Raw genomic sequence first — 11,821 nt, forward strand, 5'->3', positions numbered from 1 at the left:
AGACAACTAAGTGAATGCGATCAAATTGTGACATTATATCTTCTTTCTAAGGAGGTTACGGTTAGCTCCTAAAACCGATTATTTAAATAATTATTTTTCAAGTATGTCAAGACCGTTTTTGCCTGCTACTATAACTTTATTAACCATACTATTAAATAAACCATGTTCAACAACACCAACTGTATGGTCAAGTTCATTCGCTAACTGCTTTGGATCCTCTATTTTTTTCAAATCTAGGTCGATAATGTAGTTCCCCATATCAGTGATAAAGCGGTCACCTTCTGTTTCACGGAAAGAAGGACAATAACCTTTTGATTTAAAAACCCGAAAAAGACGCTCAGAACCATATCTAACAACCTCAACAGGCAATTTAAATGCACCTAACGTTTCAACAAGTTTGCTCTCATCGACAACCCAGATATATTCTTTAGTTGGAGTAGCTACTATTTTTTCCATGAGCAGCGCACCACCGCCACCCTTGATACCATTAAAATCAGGGTCTACTTCATCTGCTCCATCCACAGTGACATCAATGACATCAATATCATCTGCTGATTTCAACGGAATACCTAATCCTCTTGCCTGCTCAGTCGTACGGTTTGACGTTGTAACGCCTACGACTTGCAATCCCTCTTCTTTGACACGGCGTCCAATTTCTTCAACAAAAAAATATGCTGTAGAACCTGTCCCTAAACCTACAATCATACCGTTTTTAACGTATTTTGCAGCGGTCACTCCAGCAAGTTTTTTTAGTTCGTCCATATTTTCCCCTTTTAAGTTAATGTTATCTAATATTTTTGATAAGTCTATTCAAAACACTATCTCAAGACACATTATACCATTTTTTAAGTGATTTTTGAAAACATTTTCTTTGTTCTTTATGCATTTTAGTTAGTAGCGATAGTCAAATTCTTTATTTTTAATAATCTATTGCTAACGCACTTATATCACCTAAAATAAGTGTTCAAACAAAAAAGATGAGTTTCTTAGCTCATCTTTTTATGCATATAAGTTTTTTAGCGTTTGAATATCAACTTCTTGAATGCCATAATGCGAACCTTTTGACTGCATAACGGAATGTTGTTGATCATTATGTCCTAGACCTAAAGCGTGTCCTAATTCATGTTCGACTGTATTAACAATCCTAGTGTGGTCATAACCAAACTGTTTATTCTTAAGGTAAAATGTGTTTAATTTAACTGTTACCTTTGAAATACGATTAGTTAAAGCATTTTTCTCGGTTTCAGCTACACCCGCAGCTTGTGTTTTAGCATCTGAGTAATCCTTAGCAATAATATCAGCATTAGGATTGTCTGTTGTTTGTAACACAAAAGCACCTGTTGCATTCCAATTGGAGATTGCTTGCTTGTAAGCAGAGACCAACTCAGAATCTCTAGTTGCTATATAGATAGTTGCCTGATTTTTATCCCATCTGGTATTTTCTGAATGATGAACACTATCCGTAGCTAGATTAGTAAAGGAATTTTTGAGCTGATTAGTGTCAGCAAAATTTAAAAATGTTTTTCCTGTCTGAATAATGTCACTAAGTTGATTAGCAAATTCTGATTGACTGTGATTCGCATAGTAATACAAGCCAAATAAAATAATCGCAATAACAAGAACTGTCTTGAATATTCCCCAAATGATATTCCAAATCAATCTAAAGATAAACTTTGGAATAGCAAATATCATTCTAAATAGTGTTCTCATTTTTTATCTCACCTTCTGTGTCTAATTTCCCAAAACTTAATGATTTAGTATAACAAGACTTTACTTGGATTTCAACGATTTAGCTAATACTACGAAAGGCGCTCTTCTTTGACATAATCAATAGGGAGCCATTCTAAGACTTTTTCTAATTGCTGATTCCAGTAATACCATTCATGTTTACCATGATCATTGAAATAGTCAATAGTTAAACCTAATTGACGAAGTTCATCAATTGCGACTTCATTAGCTTCAAAAAGAAAATCTTCATAACCACACCATGCATAAAATTTAGTCTTCATATCAAAAGACTCAACGCAACGCCTTAGTGAATGACGCTCTATGTTATCAGTGTTATTCAAATCACCAAAAATTCCCGACCAATAGTTAATGTTATCGTTGCCATTATTGAATAATAAATCAAAGTCAAAAGAAAGTGCACCTGACAAAGAGGCAGCATGAGAAAAACGATTAGTCAGTAGAGCTATTTTATATGCTCCATATCCCCCCATAGATAATCCAGCAATGAAATTTTTCTCTCTCTTATCAGACATATTAGGAAAGAAACGTTTCAAAACTTTTGGTAACTCGATAGCTATTGCATCAAAATAATCCAACCCATACTTTGTGTTGGTATACCATGCTAAGTCTGTTGATGGCATCACGACGATAAGATTAGTATGACGTAAAAGACGCTCTATATTTGTGCGTTTTTGCCAAGAATTCTCATTTCCCCCCATTCCATGGAGAAGATACAAAACAGGAATGTCACAATCATCAATTTTATCATCAGATATCTCAAAAGCATCTGGGTAAATAACATTGACTTGACGTTCCGTTCCTAGTACCTTAGAGTGATATTCAATATTAAAAAATGCCATAAAAACCTCCATTCTAGCAAGAAAGGCTACCAAAATTTGGTAACCTCTTAACACTATCAACGAACTTCCATAACCACAGGAAGGATTGCTGGGCGACGTTTCGTTTGGTCAAATAAGAACTTGCTGACCTCATCACGCACTTTCCCTTTAAGTTCACCCCAGTCAAATGTATCTTTGCTTAAGTAATCTTCTACCGTTGTATTAACTAATTCTGCGCTCTCACGCAAAATATCTCTGCTTTTTTTCACATACACAAAACCACGCGTATTAACACGAGCTTTAGAAATGATTTTCTTTTCTTTTTTGCTGACAGTTATAACAACAATAAAAATTCCATCTTCAGATAATACCTTGCGGTCACGAAGTACAATATTACCAACGTCACCAATAGCATTTCCATCAATCATAACATCTCCAGCAGGAACAGATCCACTATGGAAGAAGCCATCTTTTTCAAGAACCATGATGTCACCACGCTTCACAATATAAATATCATCTGCTGACATTCCTACCTCTTGAGCTAAGCCCGCATGTGCTGACAAATCCCTATACTCTCCTTGAATTGGGAAAAGGTATTTAGGTTTCAATAGATTCATTAATAATTGTAATTCGCGACCATTTGCATGACCTGATACGCGCAAATTCTGTGTTATCAATTTAACTGAGCCACCAGCTTTATAAATCAGATTTTCAACACGCGCTACAACTGCCTCTTTTGCAATACTTGGTGTTGTTACGATAAATACTAAATCACCATCTTTAATTTGAACATAACGATGACGTCCGATTGCCATTTTTTGGAGACCATTTATCGGCTCTCCCATACGTCCAGTTTCAAGGATTAATAATTCGTTATCTTCGTAACGTGTCATATCTTTAGGTTTGATAATCATATTTTCATCAGCAATATGAATGCGTTTCATACGAATGGCCGTACGAACAATATTTTCAATATCAAAACCAGTCAAAACTACTCGACGACCGTTTTCTGCCGCTGCATCAAAGACTTGTTGAATACGAATGAGATTACTTGCAACTGCTGCTACGATGACTCTACCTTCTGCGTCTTCAATAACGCTCTTAATTTCATCACCGACCTCATATTCGCTAGCAACTTGGTCATTGCTTGTAGCATTTGCAGAATCTGATAAAAGTGCTAAAACACCATCACGACCAATTTCAGCTAAACGTGCCAGATCTGTTTGGTAATATTTCCTTGCAGCTTGATCAAATTTAAAGTCACCTGTGTAAACGATATTTCCCTCTTTTGTCCCAATAACGATTCCCATTGACTCTGGAATTGAATGAGTCGTTTTAAAGAACGAAATCACCGCATCTTGAAATTCAATTTCCGTTTCACTATCAATCACATGGAAATTATTGAATTTCTTGACTGCTGTACTATTTTTAACGAATAACTTAGCTAATTCAATTGTGAGAGGTGAACCAAACACAGGTGCTTTGACTTCGGCGATAATATAAGGCAATGCACCAATAGCATCCGCATGTCCATGGGTTAAGAAAATCCCCTGAACACGTTTTTTATTTTCAATTAAGTAATCAAGATTTGGAATAACAACATCAACACCCAGTTGTTCATTTTCAGGATATTTGAGTCCAGCATCCAAAACAAAGATAGAATCATTGACTTCTACTACATATAGGTTTTTTCCGTTTTCACGAACACCTCCAAGAGCCATGATTTTTATGTCGCTCATAATGAGTTTTCTCCTTAAATTTTGTTAATTCTTTTTTATAAAGCAGACAAGAAATTGTCCAATTATTATCATTAGTAATTGATTTATCGGTAACTTTTCTTGGGTTTGAAGAAAAACCTTATTAATCAATAATAGGAATATGAATTAAAGAGTGTGTCCTTACTTTCATTCCATTTGTACTTACGGTCCTTGTCTCTACAAGTCGATTTACAGCATTATTAGTATATCATATTTTGAAAATAATTTCTTGCAAAGTGTATAGAAAAAGAAGTGAAACACTCCCATTTCACTTCTTTTTAATCAAATAATTGATAATAGTCAGCTATAGCCATCTCGTTTTTTTGTGCCTGATTTAAATCTCTGACAATCTTGCCATCTTTCATTACTAATATACGATTTCCATATTTGAGAGCATCTTCCATATGATGTGTAATCATTAAGGCAGTCAACGAATCTTGTTTGATAAACTCATCAGTCAAGCCCATAAGCGAAACACTTGTTCTAGGATCAAGCGCTGCTGTGTGTTCGTCCAATAATAACAGATTTGGTTTTTTCAAAGTTGCCATTAATAAACTAAGTGCTTGTCTTTGTCCACCTGATAATAAACCTGTAGGTGTCTCTAAATGGCGATCAAGTCCATTACCAGTTCTAGCAATCAATTTTTGAAATTCTTCGGTATAGTTAGTAATCTTTCTAGGAACTAACGGTCTCTTTTCACCTCGAAATTTAGCAACTAATAAATTTTCAGCAACTGTCATCCTAGGTGCTGTTCCCATTTTCGGATCTTGAAATACCCGTGATAAATATTTAGCTCGTTTTTCTGCTGGTAAAATAGTAACATCTTGTCCCATGATGTAAATATTTCCACCGCTTAACATCAAGGTACCTGCAATTACATTAAAAAGCGTTGATTTTCCAGCTCCATTTCCACCCAATATTGTAATGAAGTCATATTCATAAATACTCAAATTAACATGGTCTAATATCGTTTTCATTTCTGCTAAACCATTACTGACTTGTACGGTTGCTTCTTTTAACTCTATGATTTTCATCACCATTATAAGCGTACTCCTTTCAAAATCTTCGTTTTTAGGACAGGAACCATTAAACAAATTCCAAGCACTATTGCACTAAATAATTTTAGGTAATTCGTATTAAATCCTAAGGCGATTACTGCCGTTATTAAAAATTGATAAAGAATAGAACCCACCACTATAGCAATTAAACGTTCAAAGAGAGTTAAACCAGTAGAGTAAAGTACCTCTCCAATAATAATACTAGCTAACCCAATAACAATAACACCTATACCTTTTGATACATCAGCATATCCATCTTGTTGACTTACTAAAGCTCCTGATAAAGCAATTAAGCCATTTGATACAATTAAGCCAAGCATTTCCATTTTGTCGGTATCAATGCCGAAGCTCTTTGCCATATCAGGGTTGTCTCCTGTTGCAATATAAGCTTGCCCCAAGCGTGTATAGAGAAAATAAATTAAGGCAGAAATCACCAAGAGAATAGCTATCAAACCTAATACGAGAAGATTTAAATCATTTGAAAACGGAAGAAAATCTTTCAATGTTTGAATCTCATTTAAACCTAGATTTGCTCTTTTCATAACCATTAGCATAATGGAGTGGCATGAGGTCATTACTAAAATTCCTGCTAAAATCGTCGGTATCTTTCCTTTAGTATAAAGTAAACCAGTAACAAATCCCGCTAACATCCCTGATAGCATGCCTAGAATCGTCGCCAAAATAGGATTAACCCCCTGATTCATTAAGGTAACACAAACCGCTCCCCCTAGAGGGAAGGAGCCCTCTGTTGTCATGTCTGGAAATTTTAAGATTCTAAAGGTTAAGTATATCCCTAATCCTAATATCCCCCATAATAAACCTTGTGAAACTGATGAAATAATCATAAAACCCTCTTTCTAATCGTCAACCTTAACGGTAATTTCTGCCTGTTTCATAATCTTCTTAGGAATTTTAATTCCTAAGTGTTTGGCTGCTTTCAAATTGAGGCTTGGCTTCCCTGTATCAATAACTTTGACTGGTACATCTTTAACCGGCTTCCCTCTTAGGACTTTAATGGCCTGTTTTGCAGTTTCTAACCCTAAGCCATATTGACTCTGCGCTACTGATGCTATACTTCCTTGTTCAACCATAGTATCAACACTGGAATACACAGGTATATTAGCTTGGTTTGCTGCTACGATAACTGTTCTAAAAGCACTCGCAATAGTATTATCTTGTGGAACAAAGACAGCGTCTACTTTTTTGGTCATGACTGACATACTTGTCTTAATTTCATTTGTAGATGGTACAGAATATTTAAGAACTTCTAGTCCTGCTTTTTGAGCATATTTTGTAAACTCAGTTACTTGTGACACAGAATTATCTTCGCTACTAGCATAAAGAATTCCTATACGTTTAACATTGGGAGTTATATCCTTGATTAATTGCACAGTTTGCTTGGTCGGAACAACGTTTGATAATCCTGTAACATTAGTTGTTGGTTTCTTCATATTCGTTACTAACTTGGCCCCTAAAGGATCAGAAACAGCTCCCATGATTATAGGAGTATCCTTAGTCGAAGCTGCTAAACCTTGTGCTGATGGTGTCGCAATTCCAATCAAAATATCATTGTGATGATTAACTAATTGTTTACTCATCGCTTGAATTTTACTTTGATCAGCTTCGGCGTTTAAAACGGTTAATTTAACTTTTTTCCCTTTATATCCTTCTTGAGCTAGACCATCTTCAACTCCCTTTTCAATAGCATCCAAAGCATCATGGGTTACATACTGTAAAATACCAATTTTAACAACTTGCTTTTCTGATAAATTAAGATGTTTTTCTGATTTGTTATAAAATAATTCCCCAACCACTAATATGGTCAATAGAATTAGCGTAGCTATCAGTCCTTTATTTTTCATATTTTCTCCTCACTTTAATAATACTCTGACTTTCTGGAGTTTAGCGCAAAAGAAAAAGCGCCTGATAAATAACTTACCTTGCGCTCTCTATTGTTAGACTAGACCAGCGCATAGATACTTTTTTGAAGTACTCCAAAAAGTCGTATCTATGCACCCATAAACACAACTTTATCTACGCCAGTTTTGCCAATTGGTAAATAATGTTTTAGTCATTTACTAGTCATCCTTTCTCATGATTTTTTCTATAATTATATACTATATTCTGAAAATTGCAAGCCTTTTGCGTTATAAAAAATATTTTTAGCTCAGCCTATGGTATAATAAATAAACTATAATTTTTAGAATAAGGGGGACGCCATGTCTTTTGATGGATTTTTTTTACATCACCTCACAAATGAATTACAAGAACAGATTGAAAAAGGACGTATCCAAAAAGTTAACCAACCTTTTGACCATGAATTGGTATTAACAATACGCAATAATCGTCGCAACTATAAACTACTCCTATCTGCTCACCCTGTATTTGGACGTATCCAAACTACCGAAGCAAATTTCCAAAATCCTCAAAATCCAAATACTTTTACAATGATCATGAGAAAGTATTTGCAAGGTGCAGTGATTGAAACCATTCAACAAATTGAAAATGACCGTATATTAGAAATCATCGTGTCTAATAAAAACGAAATCGGTGATCACATTAAAGCAACACTTGTTGTTGAAATCATGGGAAAACACAGTAACATTATCTTGATTGATAAAAATGAACATAAAATTATTGAATCAATTAAGCATGTTGGTTTCTCACAAAACTCCTATCGTACTATCCTTCCTGGTTCGACTTACATTGCCCCACCCAAAACAAAAGCAATCAATCCTTTTGATATTTCTGATCAAACTCTATTTGAGCTGCTTCAAACCAATGATCTAAGCCCTAAAAACCTCCAACAGCTCTTCCAAGGTTTAGGACGCGATACTGCGCTAGAATTATCTCACTGTTTGAAAGACAATAAACTTAACGATTTTCGTCAATTCTTTTCGAGAGAATATTATCCCAGCCTAACAGAAAAATCCTTTTCCGCTGTCCAATTCTCAAGCAGTCACGAAACATTTCAGTCTCTTGGACAATTGTTAGATTATTACTACCAAGAGAAGGCTGAAAAAGATCGCATAGCACAGCAAGCTAGTGACCTCATCCACCGTGTTCAAAGTGAGTTAGAGAAAAATATCAAAAAACTAGCTAAGCAACAAGACGAACTTCTAGCTACTGAAAATGCAGAGGAGTTTCGCCAAAAAGGAGAGCTTCTAACTACCTATCTCTCTATGGTACCAAATAATCAAGATGTCGTTGTGCTTGATAATTATTACACCAACCAAACCATTGAGATTTCACTTGATCGAGCTTTAACACCCAACCAAAATGCCCAACGCTACTTTAAAAAATATCAAAAATTAAAAGAAGCTGTAAAACATTTAAAAGGAATTATTTCAGATACGGAAAATACAATCACCTACCTTGAATCTGTTGAAACATCGCTAAATCATGCTTCTATGGAAGATATCAATGATATTCGTGAAGAACTTGTTGAAACTGTATTTATTAAGCGACGCGCACATGATAAACAACATAAGCGCAAAAAACCTGAACAATATTTAGCATCCGATGGCAAGACTATTATTCTGGTGGGACGTAATAATCTCCAAAATGACGAGTTAACATTTAAAATAGCTCGTAAAGGGGAGTTGTGGTTTCATGCCAAGGATATCCCCGGAAGTCATGTGTTAATTCGGGATAACCTCAATCCAAGTGACGAGGTTAAGACAGATGCCGCCGAGTTAGCTGCTTATTACTCTAAAGCTCGTCTCTCCAATCTTGTTCAAGTAGACATGATTGAAGCAAAAAAACTCAATAAACCAAGTGGTACTAAGCCAGGTTTTGTAACTTACACTGGTCAAAAAACCTTACGAGTCACTCCCACACAAGAAAAAATAGATAGCCTTAAACTAAAAAAATAGACTGGGACATATCCCTGTCTATTTTTAGTGTTATTAATTATTTATAGGTATTCTTATTCACTTAAATCAATATCTTCTCTAAGCTTTTGTAGGTCAAAGTTAGCTTCCAAAAATTCTTGATCTTGAGTTGGGAAACATTGGTCAAGTTGGTCAACCTTCCCAATTTCAACTTTTCCTTGTGTGAGCGAGTAATCCATAACATGCCCACCGAAAGTTAAATCGTCTGAAATAAAGTGGACATGGAACCCTTTTACCCCCACACCATGAAATAATTCCGGCGTCCAAATCCCAACCAACGTACCAGATACATTCTCTCTGGTAAATTCTGGCTGATTAGATGCAATATCTGCAAAACGTTTATGTTGTGGAGATTTTGGAATCATACGAACGTGCATTCTTGAAAACGTTCCTTTGATTTTTAAAGACTTAAAGAGATTTTGACCTTCAAAGTTTTTTAGAATCATCTCTTCCAAATCCTTATTATCTGTCTCAGCATTGATATCAAATTGTTTTTGGATATAGTGTGGTAAAACCGCTGCATAGGGTACTGTCACATCATCTGATAATTGGATAATCTCTGCTTTACCATCTGTACCAATAGCTTGATAAGCTTTCCCATCCAATACAATCAATTCACCATCAATCATATGAACAGTACCGATTCCTAAGTCACCGTGAGTTAATAATTCTCCGATAGTTAGACTGCCTTTGTACAATCCTGCCATCAGTGAACTCAAGGTGCTGTATTGAAATAATTTAACTGTTTCTGACATATTAGACCTCGTCTTAGTAGAACTCGTCAGGTAAGATTGTTTCACCTAGTGTCACGTTATCTTTATAGTCGATAGGCACATCAATCAACACTGGTCCATTTTCAGCATCGATTAGAGCTTGTTTGAGTGTTTCTTCAAAACTGTCTTTGCTGTCTACACGGTAACCTTTAGCACCGAAACTTTCAGCGTATTTTACAAAATCAACTGGTCCAAAGTCAACACCTGAAGAACGCCCATACTTCATTTCTTCCTGGAATTCAACCATGTTATATTTTCCATCGTTCCAAATAATGTGAACAATTGGTAGATGAAGACGAACTGCAGTTTCTAACTCTTGAGCTGAGAATAAGAAGCCACCATCACCAGAAACTGAAATAACTTTTGTGTTGGGACGCAAAAGAGCCGCAGAAATTGCCCAAGGTAGAGCAACTCCTAATGTTTGCATTCCGTTTGAGAAGAGCAAGTGACGCGCTTCATATGATTTAAAGTAGCGAGCCATCCAAATATAATGACTCCCCACATCAACTGTAACAGTCATATCATCGGTGGTATTTTCTTGGAGTACATCAATGAGATCAAGAGGATGAACAAGTCCATGAGCTGAGTCACGATCAAATTTAACATCGCTAACATTTTCAATGTTATTACGAAGCCCTTTCAAATACTCTTTTGAACCTTCAGGCAATTCATATCCTTTAATAGCTGGTAAAAGTAAATCAAGTGTATGTGCCATGTCTCCAATCAGTTCTCGCTCGGGTTGGAAATACGTATCAATTTCTGCTTGTTCAACGTCAATAACAATAATACGAGCAGAAATTTCAGCATTCCAGTTACGCGCTTCATATTCAATAGGGTCATACCCGATAGCAATAACTAGGTCTGCACGCTTCAAAAGCATATCTCCAGGTTGATTACGGAAGAGGCCTACACGACCAAAGAATGTTTCATCCTCGAGCTCACGTGACACAATACCCGCACCTTGGAAAGTTTCTACTACTGGTAGTTTAACAGCATCAAGAAGTCGACGTACGGCAGCAGTTACTCCCTCTGAAGATGCGCCATTTCCTAATAACAGTACCGGTAAAACAGCATTGTTAATAGCTTGCGCTAAATAATTAATATCTAAAACAGATGCCGAACCCAATTTAGGTGCACTAAGAGGTTTGATTGCTTTTACTGAGACTGGACTGTCTGTAACGTCTTGAGGAATAGAGATAAAACTTGCTCCTGGTTTACCAGATTTAGCAAGACGATAGGCGTTTGCAACAGTTTCTGACAAAGTATTAGGGTCATGAACCTCAGCAGAATATTTTGTAATAGGTTCTAGCATAGCAACGTTATTCATTGATTGATGAGCACGTTTCAATAAATCTCCTCGCTTAACCTGTCCACCAATTGCAAGAACAGCATCACCTTCATCTGTCGCAGTAACTAACCCTGTTGCCAAGTTCGAGATCCCAGGTCCACTAGTTGCAATAACAACTCCTGGTTCTCCCGTAATACGCCCGACAGCCTGAGCCATAAAAGTCGCGTTCTGCTCATGACGAGCAACAATTAACTCTGGACCTTTATCTTCTAGAGTGTCAAATACGCGGTCAATCTTAGCTCCTGGGATACCAAAAACATATTTGACATCATGATTAATGAGGCTATCGACAATTAAGTCAGCCCCATATTGATTATGTGATTCTGTCATTTTATCTCCCTCTTTTCACAAGAATGGTTCAATTATATCACAGTTTTTACATCAGATTGTGAAAATTTACTTGTGAATTTTTTATTTTTTTCTGT

At 36.0% G+C, this 11,821-nt stretch carries 10 protein-coding genes; 1 reads left to right on the top strand and 9 read right to left on the bottom strand.

All coding sequences use genetic code 11. From position 1 onward, the window contains the following. Nucleotides 1-90: 90 nt before the first annotated feature. From rpiA to trpX, 7 genes are all read right to left on the bottom strand, one after another. Nucleotides 91-762, bottom strand: a complete 672-nt coding sequence (gene rpiA, locus HMPREF2818_RS01145; protein ID WP_000343883.1) for a ribose-5-phosphate isomerase RpiA — start codon at nt 760-762, stop codon at nt 91-93. Nucleotides 763-999: 237 nt separating this feature from the next. Continuing rightward, a complete protein-coding gene (locus HMPREF2818_RS01150; protein ID WP_001259489.1) occupies nt 1,000-1,710 on the bottom strand; it encodes a matrixin family metalloprotease in 711 nt (236 codons plus the stop codon). Between the two features lie 89 nt (nt 1,711-1,799). Next, on the bottom strand, nt 1,800-2,588 hold the full coding sequence (locus HMPREF2818_RS01155) for an alpha/beta hydrolase (RefSeq protein ID WP_000863782.1): 789 nt from the start codon (nt 2,586-2,588) through the stop codon (nt 1,800-1,802). Nucleotides 2,589-2,644: 56 nt separating this feature from the next. Further along, a complete protein-coding gene (locus HMPREF2818_RS01160; RefSeq protein WP_001280071.1) occupies nt 2,645-4,306 on the bottom strand; it encodes a ribonuclease J in 1,662 nt (553 codons plus the stop codon). A gap of 296 nt (nt 4,307-4,602) precedes the next feature. After that, nucleotides 4,603-5,364, bottom strand: a complete 762-nt coding sequence (locus HMPREF2818_RS01165; RefSeq protein WP_000245088.1) for an ABC transporter ATP-binding protein — start codon at nt 5,362-5,364, stop codon at nt 4,603-4,605. After that, the gene (locus HMPREF2818_RS01170) at nt 5,364-6,227 is read right to left on the bottom strand and encodes an ABC transporter permease (RefSeq protein ID WP_000587303.1); all 864 of its coding nucleotides are present in this window, start codon (nt 6,225-6,227) and stop codon (nt 5,364-5,366) included. The genes HMPREF2818_RS01165 and HMPREF2818_RS01170 overlap by 1 nt, the downstream gene beginning before the upstream one ends. Nucleotides 6,228-6,239: 12 nt before the next feature. Continuing rightward, entirely contained in the window at nt 6,240-7,244 is a 1,005-nt protein-coding gene (gene trpX / locus HMPREF2818_RS01175; RefSeq protein ID WP_000790858.1) for a tryptophan ABC transporter substrate-binding protein, read from the bottom strand. Between the two features lie 357 nt (nt 7,245-7,601). Between trpX and HMPREF2818_RS01180 the strand changes: the two genes are divergently transcribed. After that, the gene (locus tag HMPREF2818_RS01180; RefSeq protein WP_000006721.1) at nt 7,602-9,257 is read left to right on the top strand and encodes an Rqc2 family fibronectin-binding protein; all 1,656 of its coding nucleotides are present in this window, start codon (nt 7,602-7,604) and stop codon (nt 9,255-9,257) included. A 53-nt stretch (nt 9,258-9,310) separates the two neighbouring features. On the opposite strand, the gene budA is transcribed toward HMPREF2818_RS01180, so the two are convergent. Both budA and alsS read right to left on the bottom strand, forming a co-directional pair. After that, on the bottom strand, nt 9,311-10,030 hold the full coding sequence (gene budA / locus HMPREF2818_RS01185) for an acetolactate decarboxylase (RefSeq protein WP_000005484.1): 720 nt from the start codon (nt 10,028-10,030) through the stop codon (nt 9,311-9,313). Nucleotides 10,031-10,043: 13 nt separating this feature from the next. Continuing rightward, on the bottom strand, nt 10,044-11,726 hold the full coding sequence (gene alsS, locus HMPREF2818_RS01190; RefSeq protein WP_000140344.1) for an acetolactate synthase AlsS: 1,683 nt from the start codon (nt 11,724-11,726) through the stop codon (nt 10,044-10,046). Nucleotides 11,727-11,821: the final 95 nt, after the last annotated feature.

It is taken from the genome of Streptococcus sp. HMSC076H09 (assembly GCF_001811765.1).
Taxonomy (GTDB): domain Bacteria; phylum Bacillota; class Bacilli; order Lactobacillales; family Streptococcaceae; genus Streptococcus; species Streptococcus agalactiae.

Excerpts from the sequence above, each read along its gene's own strand:
- rpiA (WP_000343883.1), bottom strand. The coding sequence starts at position 762 with ATGGACGAACTAAAAAAACTTGCTGGAGTGACCGCTGCAAAATACGTT.
- HMPREF2818_RS01150 (WP_001259489.1), bottom strand. The coding sequence starts at position 1,710 with ATGAGAACACTATTTAGAATGATATTTGCTATTCCAAAGTTTATCTTT.
- HMPREF2818_RS01155 (WP_000863782.1), bottom strand. The coding sequence starts at position 2,588 with ATGGCATTTTTTAATATTGAATATCACTCTAAGGTACTAGGAACGGAA.
- HMPREF2818_RS01160 (WP_001280071.1), bottom strand. The coding sequence starts at position 4,306 with ATGAGCGACATAAAAATCATGGCTCTTGGAGGTGTTCGTGAAAACGGA.
- HMPREF2818_RS01165 (WP_000245088.1), bottom strand. The coding sequence starts at position 5,364 with ATGGTGATGAAAATCATAGAGTTAAAAGAAGCAACCGTACAAGTCAGT.
- HMPREF2818_RS01170 (WP_000587303.1), bottom strand. The coding sequence starts at position 6,227 with ATGATTATTTCATCAGTTTCACAAGGTTTATTATGGGGGATATTAGGA.
- trpX (WP_000790858.1), bottom strand. The coding sequence starts at position 7,244 with ATGAAAAATAAAGGACTGATAGCTACGCTAATTCTATTGACCATATTA.
- HMPREF2818_RS01180 (WP_000006721.1), top strand. The coding sequence starts at position 7,602 with ATGTCTTTTGATGGATTTTTTTTACATCACCTCACAAATGAATTACAA.
- budA (WP_000005484.1), bottom strand. The coding sequence starts at position 10,030 with ATGTCAGAAACAGTTAAATTATTTCAATACAGCACCTTGAGTTCACTG.
- alsS (WP_000140344.1), bottom strand. The coding sequence starts at position 11,726 with ATGACAGAATCACATAATCAATATGGGGCTGACTTAATTGTCGATAGC.